The sequence below is a fragment of the Novosphingobium sp. Chol11 genome, from assembly GCF_900218065.1.
Taxonomy (GTDB): Bacteria; Pseudomonadota; Alphaproteobacteria; order Sphingomonadales; family Sphingomonadaceae; genus Sphingobium; species Sphingobium agri.
Map to the genome: position 1 here is coordinate 1,222,717 of NZ_OBMU01000001.1, position 17,098 is coordinate 1,239,814.

Here is a 17,098-nt window from a genome sequence, read left to right on the forward strand (position 1 = left end):
CGGGCGTGCACCTTTTCAGGGCATGATCATTCGACCCAGTCGAGGCCGATGTCGCGATAGATGAAGCGGTCGTCTTCCCAATCTTCCTTCACCTTCACGTGGAGGTAGAGATGGACCTTGACCCCAAGCAGCTGTGCAAGTTCCGCGCGCGCCTTCGATCCGATTTCCTTCAGCCGCTGCCCCCCCTTACCGAGCACGATGGCGCGCTGAGTGGGGCGGGCGACCAGGATTTGCTGATGGATTTCAACAGAGCCGTCCTCGCGCTCGCTATATTTCTCGGTATCGACGGCGGCGGCGTAGGGCAGTTCGGCATGCAGCTGGTGGTAGAGCTGCTCGCGTGTGATCTCAGCAGCAAGCATGCGGTCCGTCGCGTCGGAAACCTGGTCCTCCGGAAAGTGCCACGGGCCTTGGGGCATGGCATTGGCGAAGGCGGTCTTGAGTTCAGCAAGGCCGTCGCCGGTTGCTGCGCTGATGAAGAATGTCTCTTCGAAGCCGATGCGTTCGTAAAGCTTCTGTGTGTGTACCAGCAGCTTCTCCTTTATGGCGATATCAACCTTGTTGAGGATCAGCCATTTGCGTTCCGTCCGGTGGGTCAGCGCTTCGATGATCGGCTCCATCTTGGGGCCGAGACCCGCCTTCCCATCGACAATGAGCGCGATCAGGTCAGCGCCCTGCGCGCCGCCCCATGCGGCCTGAACCATGGCGCGATCGAGGCGGCGCTTGGGCGCGAAGATGCCTGGGGTGTCGACAAGGACGATCTGCGTATCACCTTCGATCGCGACGCCCATCACGCGGGTACGGGTGGTCTGCGCCTTTGGGCTGGTGATCGCGACCTTCTGGCCGACCAGCGCGTTGACCAGCGTGGATTTGCCGGCGTTGGGGGCGCCCACGATGGCGATGACGCCGCAGCGTTGATTTTCTATGTCGTGCAACATTTACTCCGTTCGCGCTGAGCCTATCGAAGCGCCTTACTTCTCTTCTTTCGAGCGCGCTAAGGTGGAGATGAGGCTCCAGTCTTCACGAATTAGCGCTAGTTTCTTTGCCCGCCCCAGCCTTTGATCTGACGCTCAGCTTCAAGCGCCTCCATACGGGTTCCGAACTCTTGCGACCAGATCAGTTTTATCGGGCGGCGATTTTGCGTGTAGCGGGTAGAGTGCTGGTTTCATGCTAGGCGATGCGGATTTCGAGATCATCGGTGTGGCCGATGTAAAAACTGCGGTCGGCGCAATAGAGCATGTAGGTGTAGAAAGCCATCTTCGCTCAGAAAGGCAATAAAGCGCTTCGACAAGCTCAGCGCGAACGGAGGTTGGGGAATGTGGGAGAAACGGGGTTCAACTGCTCAGCTTGTCCAACAATGCCTTCGCCGCAGCCGTCTCGGCCTCCTGCTTGCTTCCTCCCGTGGCGCTTGCTTCCCCCGCGCCCTTGATGCTCACCGTTACCGTGAACTTCAGCGCATGATGAGGCCCGGAGCGATCGGTCATCGCATATTCGGGCGGCTTGCGGCGGTTGGCGGCTGCCCATTCCTGGAGAGCGGACTTGGGATGCTTGGGTGCGCTTTCCTGCGTATCGACCCGGTTGGCCCAAAGGCGGCGGACCAGCGCGCGGGCGTCGTCCAGGCCCGCTTCAAGGTAGAGCGCGCCGATCAGCGCCTCCATGACGTCACCCAGCACATTGTCGCTGTCTGCCGCGCCATCGTCGCGGGCCTGCTTGCCAAGGACGAGATGCGTCGGCACGCCAGCCGCGCGCGCAACGTCGGCGCAGGTCTCACCCGACACCAATGCGTTGAAGCGGCGTGAGAGCTTGCCTTCGGGTTCACTGGCGAACCGCTCATAGACCCATTCGCTGACGATCAGGCCCAGCACGCGATCGCCCAGAAACTCAAGCCGCTCATAATTGACGGCGTTCGCGCTGCCATGGGTGAGCGCCTGACGAAAGGGCGCTTCATCCTTAGGTGCTCGTCCGATCAGCCCGGCGAGCCAGCCAGACGTGTCGGCCTTTGTCAAAAGCCTTCCCCGATGCGGTTCCAGCGCGCGGCGGTGAACCATGTCCAGGGGAGCAGCCAATTGGCGCTGCCGTCGGTCGAGAAGACGGAGATCATCGCCTTTCCAACGAGATTTTCCTCCGGCACCAGTCCGATGCCGCCGCCTTCGACCGCCGGGAAACGGCTGTCTGCGCTGCGATCGCGGTTGTCGCCCATCATGAAGAGATGGCCTTCGGGCACCAGCACCGTGTCGCGATCGTCGGCCGCGCCATCGGGAACGAGGTCGAGGACGTTGTAGCTTTTGCCGCCCGGCAGTGTTTCGCGATATTGCGGATAGCGGCACTGACGGCCGCCGCTCGGCGCATCTTCCTCGAACTTCGGACGGTAGCAGGGGGAAGGGCTGCCCTCCTTCGCGGCGGCGTCCAGCATGTTGGGCGAGACGGGAATGACGAGGTCGGCGACCTTCTGCTTCCGAATGGCCTGACCGTTCAGATAGACCGTGCCGCCGCGCACCGAGATCATGTCGCCGGGCAAGCCGATGACCCGCTTGATATAATCATTCTTCTGGTTCGGCGGCGCCTTGAACACTACCACGTCCCCGCGCTTCGGCGTCGAGGCGAGAATGCGCCCCGGGATCAGCGGCAGGTTGAACGGCAACGAGTAGCGCGAATAGCCATAAGGCCATTTGGCGACGAGCAGATAGTCGCCGATCAGCAGTCGCGGCTGCATCGATTCAGACGGAATATTGAACGGAGAAACGATGAAGCTGCGCAGGACAAAGACGAACACCGCCAGCTTAGCGAGAAACCATAGGAAATCCCGCGTTTCGGATTTTGCGCTCATGCTATGTTGTCTAATCCTTCGATCCGCCTTGAAAACAGGCCGTTGCGGCTTTTGCTGCGTTGTAAACCCGCCGTCAAGCATAGCGGGCGGTGCATTGGCCGTTACGCTTGGGTAAGAAGGACGAGAATCGACAGGTGCAGTGTCGTCATCAGCAACGAATAAGAGGATTTACGCTTCCATGCCCAGCCCTGCACTGGAGGCCATTGCGGCACTCCCGCGGCCTGAACTGAAGACCGTTTTCGCTTCGGACCCTGACCGGTTGAGCAAGTTCACGCTTACGCAGGGGCCTTTGCGGTTCGATTGGTCGAAGACGCACCTGACCAGCGAATTGCTGGAAGGATTTCTGAAGCTGGCGGAGGAAAAGGACTTCGCCAAATGGCGCGACGCCCTTTTCGCGGGCGAGCCCATCAACAATAGTGAAGGCCGCGCGGCAGAGCATCCCGCAGAACGGGGCGAGGGCAATGCGGAAAGCGTTTCGCGCGCCAAGATGCTGCATGCCCGCATGCGCGCTCTGATCGATGCGATCGAAGGTGAGGCGCTGGGCCCCATACGTCATATACTGCACATCGGGATCGGCGGATCGGCGCTGGGGCCGGACCTGATCGTGGATGCGCTGGGTGGGGACGGCGCGCGCTATGATGTCGCGATCGTCTCCAATGTAGATGGCACGGCCCTGGAGCGGGCGATTGCGCGTTTTGATCCCGAAGCGACCCTGATCGCGGTCGCGTCAAAGACCTTCACCACCACCGAAACCATGCTGAACGCGGCGAGCGCGATCAACTGGCTGGTAGAGGCGGGCGTGGAGGACCCCTATGGCAAGGTGATCGCGTTGACCGCCAGTCCGGACAAGGCGATCGAGTGGGGCGTGGACGAAACGCGTATCCTGCCATTTTCCGAGACAGTGGGCGGGCGCTATTCGCTCTGGTCTTCGATCGGCTTTCCGGCCGCGTTGGCGCTTGGCTGGGATGCGTTCGAAAGCCTGCTTGAGGGCGCGGCGGCCATGGACCGGCATTTCCGGCTGTCCGATCCGGCGCAGAACGCTCCGCTGATCGCTGCTTTCGTGGACCAATATTATGGCCGCATCATGGGATGCCAGACACGCGCTCTGTTCGCCTACGACGAGCGCTTGCGGTTGCTGCCTTCCTACCTCCAGCAACTGGAGATGGAGAGCAATGGCAAGAGCGTCACGCGCGATGGCAAGCCGGTCGAAGGGCCGACAGCGCCGATCACATGGGGCGGCGTCGGCACGGATGCGCAACATGCGGTGTTCCAGCTGCTGCATCAGGGGACCATCGTGGCCCCGGTCGAATTTGTCGCTTCGATCGATCCCGGCCACGCTCTGGACCCGGCGCATCACCGCGCATTGCTGGTGAACTGCTTTGCCCAAGGGGCGGCGCTGATGCGGGGCAAGGAGAATGATGCCGATCCCGCGCGGGCTTATCCCGGCAACCGTCCATCCACCACGATCCTGCTGGAAGATGTGACGCCGGACGCGCTGGGCGCATTGATCGCCTTTTATGAGCATCGGACCTTTGCCAATGCGGTGCTGATGGGGATCAATCCATTCGATCAGTTTGGCGTCGAATTGGGCAAGGAGATCGCCAAGTCCATCGAGGCGGAAGGGACGAAGGGCTTTGATCCATCGACCATGGCGCTGATCGATCTGGCGCTGGGCGGAGCCTGAAGCCATCAAAAGCCGTTTGTAACTCCGCTGGATAGCCGCCATATCCGGCCACGATCCAGCGGAGACCAGCATGAGCGACTATGATTTCGACCTTTTTGTCATCGGCGCGGGTTCCGGCGGCGTCCGGGCGTCGCGCGTGGCGGCGGCGCATGGCGCCAAGGTCGCGGTCGCAGAGGAATATCGGGTCGGCGGCACCTGCGTCATTCGCGGCTGCGTGCCCAAGAAGCTGCTGATCTATGGCGCGCACTTTGCCGAGGATTTGAAGGACGCGCGCCGTTTCGGCTGGAGCGTCCCGGATTGCGACTTCGAATGGAAAGTGCTGCGTGACAATGTGCTGGCCGATGTGGATCGGCTGGAGGGCCTCTATCGCAATACGCTCGACAGTCACAAGGTCGAGCTGATTTCCGATCGGGCGACCATCACCGGGCCGCATTCGGTCAAGCTGGCAAGTGGCCGCGAAGTGACCGCGAAATATATATTGGTCGCGACCGGCGCCTGGCCTTCAGTGCCCGAACTGGAAGGCGCCGAACATGGCATCACGTCCAATGAAGCCTTCCACCTGGAGAATGCGCCCAAGCGGATGGTGATCGTTGGCGGCGGTTATATCGCCAATGAATTTGCGGGCATTTTCCATCAGCTTGGCAGCCACGTGACCATCGTCAACCGGTCCTCCACGCTGCTGCGGGGCTATGACGAGCAGATCCGCGATCGGCTGCTCCAGATTTCCACGATGAAGGGCATCCAGTTCCGCTTCAATGCGGAGATGGAGCGGATCGAAAAGAATGACGACGGCACCCTTTGCATGCATTTCAGCAACGGCGATCCCATCCCCTGCGATACGGTGATGTTCGCCACGGGCCGCCAGCCGCATGTCGAGGGGCTGGGCCTGGAGAATGCGGGCGTCGAGTTGGACGACAAGGGCGCGATCAAGGTCGACGACTATAGCCGCACCAGTTGCGAGAGCATCTATGCCGTGGGCGACGTCACCAACCGCTTGCAGCTTACGCCGGTTGCCATTCGGGAGGGACATGCCTTTGCCGATACGGTGTTTGGCGATAATCCGCGGACGGTAGACTATAATTGCGTGCCCTCGGCCGTGTTCAGCCATCCGCCATTGGCTGGCGTCGGCCTGACCGAAGCGCAGGCGAAGAACAAGCTGGGCACCGTCAAAGTCTATACGTCCGACTTCCGGCCGATGAAGAATGTGCTGGCGGGGCGGGACGAGCGGGCGCTTTACAAGATGGTGGTGGACGCGACGACGAACCGGGTTGTCGGTCTGCACATGATCGGCCCGGATGCGCCGGAGATTTTGCAGGCCGCGGCCGTTGCGGTGAAGGCTGGCCTTACCAAGGAACAGTTTGATGACACGGTGGCGCTGCATCCCAGCATGGCAGAGGAACTTGTTCTGCTGAAGTGATCGATAGATTGCGAATAAGCGCCGCGAGTCAGTCGTTATCTGCAAAAGTTACGACAAGCGCGTCGCGCCACGCGGGCGAGCCTGGTTCGACCGCGTGAATTTCTGTCACGCCATGCAGGATGCGGTGATCGTCGATCAGCACGCTATCACCGGGCACGGCCAACGTGAACTCGCCGAGTGGCGTGCCATCAGGCGCACCTATGCGGGTGACGCCTTCGCTGACGTTGCGGCGCTCTATGAGCATGACGAAGACCCAATCGACGCCGTCCCGATGCAGTCCTTCAGGCGTGGGCCGCCCGACGTCATCTTCGCACGTCTCGATACGGAACTGGTGCATTTCCACATGCCAGCGCTTTGAACCCGCCTGATCGAAGGCCGCTGCGCAAAAAGCGAGGATGGCCTGCATGACCGGACTGTCGATCGTGTCCTGGTGAACCGGATCGAACCAACGCTGCACGTCGCCGTTCAAGGGGTTGTAGTCGCGGCTTTGGAAATGCGGCTGGTGCGGCTTGCGCGTGAAATGGCCCTGCCTCGCTTCGAAGGCCGCGTGACGGCGACGTCGGTAGCGGCCGCCGTCGGCCATGTAGAGATCAGGGCCAAGATCGTCCCAGCTTCGCGCGAACGAGTTCCATGCCACATCCCCGACGTTCAGTCTTGCGAGCATCTCCGGCCCGGCCACACGCGCAAAGCCACAGCTGGTGAGCTCTTCCTGAAGATCGCGCGTGTCGGAGGTCAGTTGATGCATGTGTCGCCTCTTAGGCGGCCCGAAAAGGGATCGACAGAGCCAGTTCGCACAAGCTGGGATGAACCGCGGTGCGCCTCAGCCAATCCAATAGGGTACGATCTGCCGGTTGTCCGGATCGACCCGGATCGGCCTGTCAGCGGGCGGAAAGGCGCGCTGGTCGCAGCTTTGGCGCGGGCAGAGGCGGCAGGTGATGCCGATCGGCGTGGCGGCACCTTCCATTTCAAGCTGAAGGCCGTCTGCATAGACGAAATTAGCTGCATGCGCGACTTCGCACCCCAGCACGACGGCGAAGCGGCGGGGGGTGCGCGAATAGCTGCCGGACGGCTTCACCAATCCCTTCGCCATCGAGACATAGCGCACGCCGTCTGGTGTCTCGCCGAGCTGGACGTTGATGCGGTCCGGGATGGCGACGGCCTCATGCACGTTCCAGAGCGGGCAGGCCCCGCCGAAACGCGCGAACTGGAGACGGGTGGCGCTGTGCCGCTTCGTGATATTGCCCGCCATGTCGACACGGCAGAAGAAGAAGGGAATGCCGCGAAGGCCGGGCCGTTGGAGGGTCGAGAGGCGATGGCACGCCTGTTCGAAGCTGACCCCGAAGCGCCGCGCAAGCCGGTCGATATCATGGCGCACTTCCCGCGCAGCCGCGCGGAACTGGGCATAGGGCATCAGCAGCGCGCCAGCCGCATAATTGCCAAGCCCTATGGCGAGCAGCCGGTCGGCGCCTTCCACGGGCAGGGCCGCACGATTGACCACATCCGCGATCACCGTCTGCCCCTCCAGCATCATCAGCTGGTGCGACAGCATGAACTTTCGGCTTTCCACTGGCAGGGCGGCATTTATGAACAGGCGGCGATCATTGGATGAATAGGCACGCAGCGCGGAATCCGGTGTGTCGGCAATCAGCGTTTCGATGCCATGCCGCCGGGCGAGCGCTTCGACCAGCATTCCTTCGTCAAGAACCTGTCCGGCAGTGACGCTGGAGGCCATGTCCTCCGCCAGGCAATCAAGGACGTGCACATAATTGCCAGCCTCATGGAACCAGTCGCGCGCAGCCTCCCAGGGTAGGCGGGCCTGCACCTCATGATCGTTGGCGATCGCCTCCTCGATCATGTTGATACGTTCATTCGCACGCATATGAGCGTTGTAGAGGTCGAGATAGCGGGCGGCGAATTCGGGAAATTGCAGGTGCAGCTTCTCGATCCGCTCCGGGTCCATCAGCGGGCCGGGCAACTCCGGGTGGGCCAGCGCATAAGTGAAAGCGCCGAGCAGTTGTTCCTCTTCCCGGCTGTCGAAGCTCGCCCAATCGGTTGGGAAGGCGCTGGCCACGGCTGCCTTCACCTTGGCCGTCAGGGGGCGGTCGTCATTTTCCAATTGGCTGAGATAAGAGACCGAAATACCCAAGGCCAAGGCCATCGTCGCCTGGTCCATGCGATGGTCCAGCCGCAGCTGCCGCAGCCGCGGACCTGCGAAAATGCGATTGCCTCTTGCCATGGGGCGCTCATAATTTGCGAAATCGTGATTTGCAAATTGGCAAATTTGCATTTGCGAAAAGCGTGAAAGATGGGAAAGGGGCAGCTGTAGTCATCCGTGCCGTCACCGGAGAGATATTCTATATGTCGAAGCTCGCTATCATCGAACAGCTGGAAGCCAAGCGCGAGGCCGCGCGCCTGGGCGGTGGCCAGCGCCGGATCGACGCGCAGCATGCCAAGGGCAAGCTGACCGCGCGGGAGCGTCTGGAAGTGCTGCTGGACGAGGACAGCTTTGAAGAGCTGGATATGTATGTCGAGCATAATTGCGTCGACTTCGGCATGAACGAGCAGCATATCCCGGGCGATGGCGTCGTCACGGGATCGGGTACGATCAACGGCCGTCTCGTGTTCGTCTTCAGCCAGGATTTCACCGTCTACGGCGGCGCCGTGTCGGAACGGCACGCGATGAAGATCTGCAAGATCATGGACATGGCGCTGAAGGTCGGCGCGCCCGTGATCGGCCTGAACGACTCCGGCGGCGCGCGCATTCAGGAAGGCGTGGCCTCGCTCGCCGGTTATGCTGAAATTTTCCAGCGCAACGTGCTTGCCTCGGGCGTTGTGCCGCAGATCAGCGTGATCATGGGTCCCTGTGCGGGCGGCGCGGTCTATTCGCCTGCGATGACCGACTTCATCTTCATGGTGAAGGATTCAAGCTTCATGTTCGTGACCGGCCCGGACGTGGTGAAGACGGTGACGAATGAGGTCGTGACCCAGGAGGAATTGGGCGGCGCGGTGACGCACACGACCAAGTCGGGCGTTGCGGATGTCGCGTTCGAAAATGACATCGAGGCGCTGCTCGCGGTGCGCGATTTCGTGGACTTCCTGCCTGCTTCGAACAAGGAGCCGGTGCCTGAGCGCCCGAGTGCCGATCCTTGGGATCGTATCGAGGAAAGCCTCGACACGCTGATCCCGGCGAATGCGAACCAGCCCTATGACATGCATGAACTGATCCGCAAGGTCGTGGACGAGGGCGACTTTTTCGAAGTGCAGCCCGCGCACGCAGGCAACATTCTGTGCGGTTTCGGCCGGATCGAGGGCAAGACGGTCGGCATCATCGCCAACCAGCCGATGGTATTGGCCGGGGTGCTGGACATCAACTCGTCCAAGAAAGCCGGTCGCTTTGTTCGTTTCTGCGACGCGTTTGAAATTCCGATCGTCACTTTCGTGGATGTGCCGGGCTTCCTTCCGGGCACGGCTCAGGAACATTCGGGCATCATCAAGCATGGCGCGAAGCTGCTGTTCGCTTATGCAGAAGCGACCGTGCCGAAGATCACCGTCATCACGCGCAAGGCCTATGGCGGTGCTTACGACGTGATGAGCTCAAAGCATCTGCGCGGCGATTTGAACTATGCCTGGCCGACCGCCGAAATCGCGGTCATGGGGGCGAAAGGCGCGGTGGAAATCATCTTCCGGGGCAAGACGCCCGAAGAGATCGCCGAGAAGACGAAGGAATATGAAGACCGCTTTGCCAACCCGTTCGTGGCGGCGGGCAAGGGCTTCATCGACGAGGTGATCCAGCCGCACTCGACCCGCAAGCGGATCGCGCTTGGCTTGCGCAAGCTGCGCAACAAGGCGCTGGAGAATCCCTGGAAGAAGCACGACAACATTCCGCTTTGATGCCCCAGCGGCCGTCATCCCAGCGAAAGCTGGGATCTCAGGCGGTTATGTGGAACGTAAAGGCACGAGACCCCAGCTTTCGCTGGGGTGACCAGACAGGTGAAGTGATATGAAGCTCGGCCGCTTGAACCATATCGGCGTTGCAACGCCTTCGCTCGAAGCGTCGCTTGCCTATTATCGCGACGTCATGGGCGCGACACTGACGCATGAGCCCTTTGACTTGCCGGCGCAAGGCGTGAAGGTGTGCTTCGTGGATACGCCGGGCGAAAATGGCACTGAGGGCACCCAGATCGAACTGATCGAACCTTTGGGGGAGAACAGCCCGATCCATGGTTTCATCGCCAAGAACCCGGCGGGCGGCCAGCATCATATGTGCTATGAGGTGCCGGACATTCACGAAGCCAAGGCCTGGTTCGAAGGGCTGGGCAAGAAGGTGCTGGGCGAACCGCGCATCGGAGCGCATGGGACTTTGATCTTCTTCGTGCACCCCAAGGACATGAACGGGGTGCTGACCGAGATCATGGAGACGCCGAAAGAGGCGCACTGATATCTATCCTCTCCCGCGCGCGGGAGAGGATACGAAGCCTTGTCAGCTTGCTGGCTAGGCGACGTTGGAGAGGGCTTAGGCCCTCACCGCTGCGACTAAGGTCTGCTACGCAGCCCCAAGTCTCGCTGCCTCTCCCGCCTGCGGGAGAGGATTTGGATGGGTAAGGACAGATGACCGACAAGCCGACGCTGGATCAGTGGGCCGCCGCCTCCGCCAAGGAGGTAAAGGGCAAGGACCTGAACTGGGATACCCCGGAAGGGATCACCGTCAAGCCGCTCTATACGGCGGAGGACGTGACCGTCGATCCCGGCTTGCCGGGTTTTGCGCCGTTCACGCGCGGCGTGCGCGCTTCCATGTATGCGGGGCGCCCTTGGACCATCCGCCAATATGCGGGCTTTTCGACTGCCGAGGAGTCCAACGCCTTCTATCGCCGCAACCTGGCGGCGGGGCAGAAGGGGCTCAGCGTCGCCTTCGACCTTGCCACCCATCGCGGCTATGACAGCGATCATCCCCGCGTCGTCGGCGATGTCGGCAAGGCGGGCGTGGCGATCGACAGCGTCGAGGACATGAAGATCCTGTTCGATGGCATCCCGCTCGACCAGATGTCCGTGTCCATGACGATGAACGGCGCGGTGATCCCGATCCTGTCCTTCTTCATCGTTGCCGGCGAAGAGCAGGGCGTCGACCGCAAGCTGCTGGACGGAACCATTCAGAACGACATTCTGAAGGAGTTCATGGTCCGCAACACCTATATCTACCCGCCCGAACCGAGCATGCGGATCATCTCCGACATTTTCGGCTATACCAGCCGCGAGATGCCGAAGTTCAACAGCATCTCCATTTCCGGCTACCATATGCAGGAAGCTGGCGCGACGCAGGTGCAGGAACTGGCCTTCACCATCGCGGACGGTATCGAATATGTGAAATATGGCGTCGCGTCGGGGCTCGACATCGACAAGTTCGCGGGGCGTTTGAGCTTCTTCTTCGCGATCGGCATGAACTTCTTCATGGAAGTGGCGAAGCTGCGTGCCGCCCGCGTTCTGTGGCATCGCGCCATGACGAAGCTGGGCGCGCAGGACGAACGTAGCAAGATGCTGCGCACACACTGCCAGACTTCGGGCGTGTCGCTGACCGAGCAAGACCCCTATAACAACGTTATCCGCACCACCATCGAAGCGATGGCGGCGATGCTTGGCGGCACGCAGTCGCTGCACACCAACGCGCTGGATGAGGCGATTGCCCTCCCCACCGATTTTTCCGCACGTATCGCGCGCAACACGCAGATCGTGATCCAGGAAGAGACGGGGATGACGAAGGTCGTCGATCCTCTGGGCGGCAGCTATTATATCGAGGCGCTGACCCAGCAGCTGGTCGATGCCGCGCAGGAGATCATCGACCGCGTCGAGGGCGAGGGGGGCATGGCGAAGGCCGTGGCGGCAGGCTGGCCCAAGGCGATGATCGAGGAAGCGGCGGCTGCTCGCCAGGCGCGGGTCGATCGCGGTGAGGATGTCATCGTCGGCGTCAACAAATATCGCCTGGCGAACGAAGACCTGTTGGAAACGCTGGAGGTCGACAATAGCAAGGTGCGCGAGGCACAGATCGCCCGCATCAACAGGGTCAAGGCCGGGCGTGACGAGGCAAGGTGCCAGGCGGCGCTCCAGGCGCTGCGCGACGGTGCCGCCAAGCCGTCGAGCATCGATAACAACCTGCTGGCCTTAGCCGTGGAATGCGCCCGTGCGCGGGCCACGCTGGGGGAAATCTCCTCGGCCATGGAAGACAGCTTCGATCGCTATGGCACGGTGCCGACGCCGGTGAAGGGCGTCTATTCCAAACCTTATGCGCAGGACAGCCGCTGGAAACAGGTTCTTGACGGTGTGCAGGCCGTCGAGCGGCGCCTCGGCCGCAAGCCGAAACTACTCATCGCCAAGATGGGGCAGGACGGCCACGACCGGGGCGCCAACGTGATCGCGTCGGCTTTCGGGGATATGGGCTTTGACGTGGTATCGGGTCCGCTGTTCCAGACACCGGAGGAGACCGTGGTGCTAGCGTTGGACAGCGGTGCCGATGTGGTCGGCGCCTCGTCGCTCGCGGCCGGGCACAAGACGCTCATCCCCGAGCTCATCAGGCAGCTTCGGGAAAAGGGCCGCAACGACATCAAGGTCATCGCGGGTGGCGTCATCCCGCCGCAGGACTATGACTATCTCCGTGACGCGGGCGTGCAGGGGATTTATGGACCCGGTTCCAACGTCGTGGAATGCGCCGCAGACGTGCTGCGCCTCCTCGGCCATAACATGCCCCCGGCGGGGCTGGAGGAAGCCGCTTGACCGAGATCACTCCTCGCACTGACTGGACGCGCGACGAGATCGCCGCGCTGTTCTGCCTGCCCTTCAACGACTTGATGTTCGAGGCGCAGTCGATCCATCGCACCAACTTTCCGCGCAATGAGGTCCAGCTATCGACCCTGCTGTCGATCAAGACCGGCGGTTGCCCGGAAGATTGCGGCTATTGCAGCCAGTCGACGGAAGCGGAAAGCGGCCTCAAAGCCACCAAGCTGATGGACGTGCAGGCTGTCTTGCAGGCGGCGGCGCAGGCCAAGGACCACGGTTCAGGCCGTTTCTGCATGGGCGCAGCGTGGCGCAATCCCAAGGAACGGGACATGCCCAAGCTCATCGAGATGGTGAAGGGCGTGCGCCAGATGGGCATGGAAACCTGCATGACGCTGGGCATGCTGTCGTCCGATCAGGCGAAGCAGCTCGCGGATGCGGGGCTCGATTACTACAATCACAACATCGATACCTCGCCGGAAAATTACGCGAACGTCATCACGACCCGGACGTTCGAGGATCGCATCGAAACGCTGGAAAATGTGCGTTCGGCAGGGATCAATGTGTGCTGCGGCGGGATCGTCGGCATGGGCGAGACACGGAGTGACCGGATCGGTTTCCTTCACGCGCTGGCGACCATGCCGCATCCCGAAAGCGTGCCGATTAATGCGCTGGTGCCTGTCGAAGGCACGGTGCTTGGGGACATGCTGAAGGGCACGCCGCTCGCGAAGATCGACGAGGTGGAGTTCGTGCGGACCGTCGCGGTGGCGCGGATCGTCATGCCGCAATCGATGGTGCGGCTTTCCGCCGGTCGCGAGAGCATGAGCGAGGCCTGTCAGGCGCTATGCTTCATGGCGGGTGCGAACAGCATCTTTACCGGCGACAAACTGCTGACCGCGGCCAATGCCGGTGACGACAAGGATAGCGCGCTGCTTTCAAAGCTCGGGATGACGCCGATGATGGCGCAACCGCACGGGCATCTGGAGGCGGCGGAATAGTTTCCCCTCATATGTCATGCTGAACGTGTTTCAGCATCCATCAAGCCTCCGCAGTCTTCGGTGTGAGAGGCGAAATGGAGCCTGAAACAAGTTCAGGGTGACGCCGAGGGACGGAGAAGGGTTAGCCCGACTGGGCAACACAATAGGACTGGGCAAGGACAGATAATGGCAATCACCAAGATCCTGATCGCGAACCGTGGCGAAATCGCGTGCCGCGTCATCCGCACCGCGCGGAAGATGGGCATCAAGACCGTTGCGGTCTATTCGGATGCGGACGCCCGTTCGCCCCACGTCCTGATGGCGGACGAAGCGGTGCACCTTGGCCCGCCGCCTGCCGCGCAGTCCTACCTGCTCGCGGACAAGATCATCGAAGCGTGCAAGCAGACCGGCGCTGACGCCGTGCACCCCGGCTACGGCTTTCTTTCGGAGCGCGAAAGCTTCCGCAAGGCGCTGGACGCCGAAGGCATCATCTTCGTCGGCCCGCCCGCCAACGCGATTGCGGCCATGGGCGACAAGATCGAATCCAAGAAGCTGGCAAAGGAAGCAGGCGTCAACGTCGTTCCGGGCTATGTCGGTGTGATCGAGGATACGGAACATGCCGTCTGCATCTCCAACGAGATCGGCTATCCGGTGATGATGAAGGCTTCGGCCGGCGGCGGCGGCAAGGGCATGCGCCTTGCTTATTCGGAGCAGGATGTTCGCGAGGGCTTCGAAGCGACGAAGCGCGAGGGGCTGAACAGCTTTGGCGACGACCGCGTGTTTATCGAGAAGTTCATCGAAAGCCCGCGCCACATCGAAATCCAGATCCTGGGCGATCAGCACGGCAATATCCTTTACCTGAACGAGCGCGAATGCTCGATCCAGCGCCGTCACCAGAAGGTGGTCGAGGAAGCGCCTTCGCCGTTCGTCTCCCCTGAAATGCGCAAGAAGATGGGTGAGCAGTGCGTCGCGCTTGCCCGCGCCGTGGGCTATTTCAGCGCGGGTACGGTCGAACTGATCGTATCGGGCGCGGACAAGACCGGCGATGGCTTCTACTTCCTGGAAATGAACACTCGCCTGCAGGTGGAGCATCCGGTCACGGAAGAAATCACCGGTCTCGACTTGGTCGAGCAGATGATCCGCGTTGCCAATGGCGAGGAACTGAGCTTCCGTCAGGAGGATGTGAAGATCAATGGCTGGGCGATCGAAAACCGCGTCTATGCAGAAGATCCCTATCGCGGCTTCCTGCCCTCCACCGGCCGCTTGATCCGCTACAATCCGCCGGAAGCCGTGGACGGCGTGCGCGTTGATGACGGCGTAGTCGAGGGCGGCGAAGTGTCGATGTTCTACGACCCGATGATCGCCAAGCTGATCACCTGGGCGCCGACCCGTCTGGAGGCGATCGACAAGCAGGTCGCCGCGCTCGACCAGTTCGAGATCGAAGGGCCGGGCCACAATATCGATTTCGTGTCGGCGCTGATGCAGCATGAGCGTTTCCGTTCTGGCAACATCACCACCGGCTTCATCGCAGAGGAATATCCGGAAGGTTTCACTGGCGCTCCAGCTTCCGAAGCGCTCGTCAGGAAGCTGTCTGCGATCGGTGCGTTCGCTGCAATGGCACAGGCCGACCGCGCCCGTCGCATCGATGGCCAGCTTGGCAAGAAGCTGCGCGCGCCGACGGGCTGGCAGGTGAAGATCGGTGACGCGATCCATGATGTCGTGATCAGCGGCGACGATGTCACCGTCGATGGTGAAGCGATCGACATGGCGCTGGAATATACGCCCGGCGATCGCCTGATCGAGGCCGAATTCGGCGAGGAGTTGCTGGCGGTGAAGATCGCGCCGGTTCGCTCCGGCTTCGTTCTCACCGCGCATGGCGCCAGTCACAAGCTGCGTATCCTGCCAGCACACGCGGCGGTGCATGCCAAGCATATGATCGAAAAGATCCCGCCGGATCTGTCGCGTTTTCTGATCTGCCCGATGCCAGGGCTGCTCGTATCCCTGAACGTCAAGGAAGGCGACAAGGTTGAGGCCGGTCAGCCCTTGGCAGTGATCGAAGCGATGAAGATGGAGAACATCCTGCGCGCGCAGAAGGCGGGTACGGTGAAGAGCGTGTCGGCGGCTCAGGGTGAGAGCCTGCCTGTGGACGCGATCATCCTGGAACTCGAATAGGGTTGGTGGTCATGGCGCGGCAGGGGCCATTTCCCTGCCGCGCTTTCCCGCCATTACGCACGCGCCAAAGGGGAGATAGGGCCCGGGGTGAGCTTATCACGGCTCCCACTGGTCAGCGTCTGGCATTGGCCGCTGCTGCGATGTCCATCCGCTTGATCAAGGGTGGCTGCACCCTCGACGCTCGCAGATGATGCCGCTATCGCATCACCGATGACCAATTTTGCTCCGCTTCGCCTCCGCCTCGACGGGGGTGCGCTCGTAAATAATTGGCGATGGTTGCAACGGCGTAGCGGGACTGCGGCGTGCGGGGCAGCGATCAAAGCGGATGGCTACGGCACAGGTGCTGTGGAGGTCATGCGCCGCCTGCTCGATGCGGGATGCCGCGACTTCTTCGTATCGAGTTGGACAGAAGCGGCTTCCCTTGAACATCTGTTGCAGGACGGAATCAACCTGTCCGTTTTCCACGGCGTGCGTGCCGAGGACATGGGTAGGGCACTCTCGTCAAAGGCTCGCCCGGTGCTCTGCACTGCCAATCAGATCGGACGCTGGAAGTCTGCCAGCGGCGGCGTTTGTGACGTGATGGTCGATACGGGCATGAACCGGCTCGGGCTCGACTGGCGGAGCGATGTCGCTGCACAAATGAGCGGGCTGTCGGTCGACACATTGCTCAGCCACTTGGCATCGGGCGACGAGGATACGGATCTTAGCGCGCAGCAACTTGAGCGATTCAGCAACTTGCGCGCTCATGTTCCAGCGCGTCGATATAGTCTCGCCAACAGCGCAGGCATCTGCCTGGGACAAGCCTATGCATTTGATCTGACACGTCCCGGGCTCGCGCTTTATGGCGGGATACCCCGGCCGGAGGCGTCAGAGGGAATCGCTCAAGTGGTCTTTCCGCAGGCGCAGGTGCTGCAACGGCGTTTTGTCCCTTCCGGAGACAGCATCGGCTATAACGCGACCCATCTCGCCAGGACGGACACGGAAATAGCCGTGCTTAACCTTGGCTATGCCGATGGTTATCTGCGCTGCTTCTCGGGGCGTGGCGTGGTCAGCGCTGGGGAAACGGACTTGCCTGTCGTGGGCCGCGTGTCGATGGACCTGATCGCTGTGGATGTCTCCGCGATGCCGTCGGTCAAGGAGGGGGATTGGCTGGATATCGATTATGACTTGCCCGCCGCTTCCGCTCTATCGGGCCTGTCGCAATATGAGTTGCTGACGAGCCTTGGTCCCCGTTTCGATCGGGTCTGGTTCTAGGTGGCGAC

Annotated in this window: 15 protein-coding genes; 8 read left to right on the plus strand and 7 right to left on the minus strand. The window is 61.6% G+C overall.

Going from position 1 to position 17,098, the window contains the following annotated elements; all coding sequences use genetic code 11:
* Window positions 1–26 precede the first annotated feature (26 nt).
* From era to lepB, 5 genes are all read right to left on the minus strand, one after another.
* Complete coding sequence (gene era, locus NCHOL11_RS06075; protein WP_097091512.1) at window positions 27–935, minus strand: GTPase Era; 909 nt, start codon at window positions 933–935, stop codon at window positions 27–29.
* A 95-nt stretch (window positions 936–1,030) separates the two neighbouring features.
* Entirely contained in the window at window positions 1,031–1,123 is a 93-nt protein-coding gene (locus tag NCHOL11_RS18780; protein ID WP_369680244.1) for a hypothetical protein, read from the minus strand.
* Between the two features lie 44 nt (window positions 1,124–1,167).
* The gene (locus NCHOL11_RS18510) at window positions 1,168–1,254 is read right to left on the minus strand and encodes a GIY-YIG nuclease family protein (RefSeq protein WP_369680245.1); all 87 of its coding nucleotides are present in this window, start codon (window positions 1,252–1,254) and stop codon (window positions 1,168–1,170) included.
* Window positions 1,255–1,331: 77 nt separating this feature from the next.
* Complete coding sequence (gene rnc, locus NCHOL11_RS06085; protein WP_097091513.1) at window positions 1,332–2,045, minus strand: ribonuclease III; 714 nt, start codon at window positions 2,043–2,045, stop codon at window positions 1,332–1,334.
* Window positions 2,000–2,824 (minus strand): signal peptidase I, encoded by an 825-nt coding sequence (gene lepB, locus NCHOL11_RS06090; RefSeq protein WP_097091514.1) that lies wholly within the window; start codon window positions 2,822–2,824, stop codon window positions 2,000–2,002. The genes rnc and lepB overlap by 46 nt, the downstream gene beginning before the upstream one ends.
* A gap of 178 nt (window positions 2,825–3,002) precedes the next feature.
* Here lepB and pgi point away from each other — a divergent pair, with 178 nt between their 5' ends.
* Window positions 3,003–4,508, plus strand: a complete 1,506-nt coding sequence (pgi, locus tag NCHOL11_RS06095; RefSeq protein WP_097091515.1) for a glucose-6-phosphate isomerase — start codon at window positions 3,003–3,005, stop codon at window positions 4,506–4,508.
* A 70-nt stretch (window positions 4,509–4,578) separates the two neighbouring features.
* Window positions 4,579–5,925: a glutathione-disulfide reductase gene (gene gor / locus NCHOL11_RS06100; RefSeq protein WP_097091516.1), complete on the plus strand. Its 1,347-nt coding sequence runs from the start codon at window positions 4,579–4,581 to the stop codon at window positions 5,923–5,925.
* A 28-nt stretch (window positions 5,926–5,953) separates the two neighbouring features.
* Here gor and NCHOL11_RS06105 read toward each other — a convergent pair whose 3' ends face one another.
* Together NCHOL11_RS06105 and NCHOL11_RS06110 are read right to left on the minus strand one after the other, a co-directional pair.
* Window positions 5,954–6,670: a 2OG-Fe dioxygenase family protein gene (locus NCHOL11_RS06105; protein ID WP_097091517.1), complete on the minus strand. Its 717-nt coding sequence runs from the start codon at window positions 6,668–6,670 to the stop codon at window positions 5,954–5,956.
* Window positions 6,671–6,745: 75 nt separating this feature from the next.
* Window positions 6,746–8,161, minus strand: coding sequence for a helix-turn-helix domain-containing protein (locus NCHOL11_RS06110; RefSeq protein WP_097092769.1), 1,416 nt, complete (start codon window positions 8,159–8,161; stop codon window positions 6,746–6,748).
* 122 nt (window positions 8,162–8,283) lie between these two features.
* On the opposite strand from NCHOL11_RS06110, the gene NCHOL11_RS06115 reads away from it, so the two are divergent.
* From NCHOL11_RS06115 to alr, 6 genes are all read left to right on the plus strand, one after another.
* Window positions 8,284–9,816, plus strand: coding sequence for an acyl-CoA carboxylase subunit beta (locus tag NCHOL11_RS06115; RefSeq protein ID WP_097091518.1), 1,533 nt, complete (start codon window positions 8,284–8,286; stop codon window positions 9,814–9,816).
* A 109-nt stretch (window positions 9,817–9,925) separates the two neighbouring features.
* On the plus strand, window positions 9,926–10,363 hold the full coding sequence (gene mce, locus NCHOL11_RS06120) for a methylmalonyl-CoA epimerase (RefSeq protein ID WP_097091519.1): 438 nt from the start codon (window positions 9,926–9,928) through the stop codon (window positions 10,361–10,363).
* Between the two features lie 170 nt (window positions 10,364–10,533).
* On the plus strand, window positions 10,534–12,687 hold the full coding sequence (gene scpA, locus NCHOL11_RS06125; protein ID WP_097091520.1) for a methylmalonyl-CoA mutase: 2,154 nt from the start codon (window positions 10,534–10,536) through the stop codon (window positions 12,685–12,687).
* Complete coding sequence (bioB, locus tag NCHOL11_RS06130) at window positions 12,684–13,685, plus strand: biotin synthase BioB (RefSeq protein WP_097091521.1); 1,002 nt, start codon at window positions 12,684–12,686, stop codon at window positions 13,683–13,685. Before scpA ends, bioB begins: the two co-directional genes overlap by 4 nt.
* A gap of 165 nt (window positions 13,686–13,850) precedes the next feature.
* A complete protein-coding gene (locus NCHOL11_RS06135) occupies window positions 13,851–15,836 on the plus strand; it encodes an acetyl-CoA carboxylase biotin carboxylase subunit (protein WP_097091522.1) in 1,986 nt (661 codons plus the stop codon).
* Between the two features lie 210 nt (window positions 15,837–16,046).
* Window positions 16,047–17,090 carry an alanine racemase gene (gene alr, locus NCHOL11_RS06140; RefSeq protein ID WP_097091523.1) on the plus strand — a complete coding sequence of 348 codons (1,044 nt, stop codon included), beginning with the start codon at window positions 16,047–16,049 and terminating at the stop codon, window positions 17,088–17,090.
* Window positions 17,091–17,098: the final 8 nt, after the last annotated feature.

What these genes read in the sequence shown, in the direction of transcription:
- gor (WP_097091516.1), top strand. Translation starts at nt 4,579, where the DNA reads ATGAGCGACTATGATTTCGACCTTTTTGTCATCGGCGCGGGTTCCGGC.
- NCHOL11_RS06110 (WP_097092769.1), bottom strand. Translation starts at nt 8,161, where the DNA reads ATGGCAAGAGGCAATCGCATTTTCGCAGGTCCGCGGCTGCGGCAGCTG.
- scpA (WP_097091520.1), top strand. Translation starts at nt 10,534, where the DNA reads ATGACCGACAAGCCGACGCTGGATCAGTGGGCCGCCGCCTCCGCCAAG.
- NCHOL11_RS06105 (WP_097091517.1), bottom strand. Translation starts at nt 6,670, where the DNA reads ATGCATCAACTGACCTCCGACACGCGCGATCTTCAGGAAGAGCTCACC.
- NCHOL11_RS18510 (WP_369680245.1), bottom strand. Translation starts at nt 1,254, where the DNA reads ATGGCTTTCTACACCTACATGCTCTATTGCGCCGACCGCAGTTTTTAC.
- mce (WP_097091519.1), top strand. Translation starts at nt 9,926, where the DNA reads ATGAAGCTCGGCCGCTTGAACCATATCGGCGTTGCAACGCCTTCGCTC.
- era (WP_097091512.1), bottom strand. Translation starts at nt 935, where the DNA reads ATGTTGCACGACATAGAAAATCAACGCTGCGGCGTCATCGCCATCGTG.
- alr (WP_097091523.1), top strand. Translation starts at nt 16,047, where the DNA reads ATGACCAATTTTGCTCCGCTTCGCCTCCGCCTCGACGGGGGTGCGCTC.
- rnc (WP_097091513.1), bottom strand. Translation starts at nt 2,045, where the DNA reads ATGGTTCACCGCCGCGCGCTGGAACCGCATCGGGGAAGGCTTTTGACA.
- NCHOL11_RS06115 (WP_097091518.1), top strand. Translation starts at nt 8,284, where the DNA reads ATGTCGAAGCTCGCTATCATCGAACAGCTGGAAGCCAAGCGCGAGGCC.
- pgi (WP_097091515.1), top strand. Translation starts at nt 3,003, where the DNA reads ATGCCCAGCCCTGCACTGGAGGCCATTGCGGCACTCCCGCGGCCTGAA.
- lepB (WP_097091514.1), bottom strand. Translation starts at nt 2,824, where the DNA reads ATGAGCGCAAAATCCGAAACGCGGGATTTCCTATGGTTTCTCGCTAAG.
- NCHOL11_RS06135 (WP_097091522.1), top strand. Translation starts at nt 13,851, where the DNA reads ATGGCAATCACCAAGATCCTGATCGCGAACCGTGGCGAAATCGCGTGC.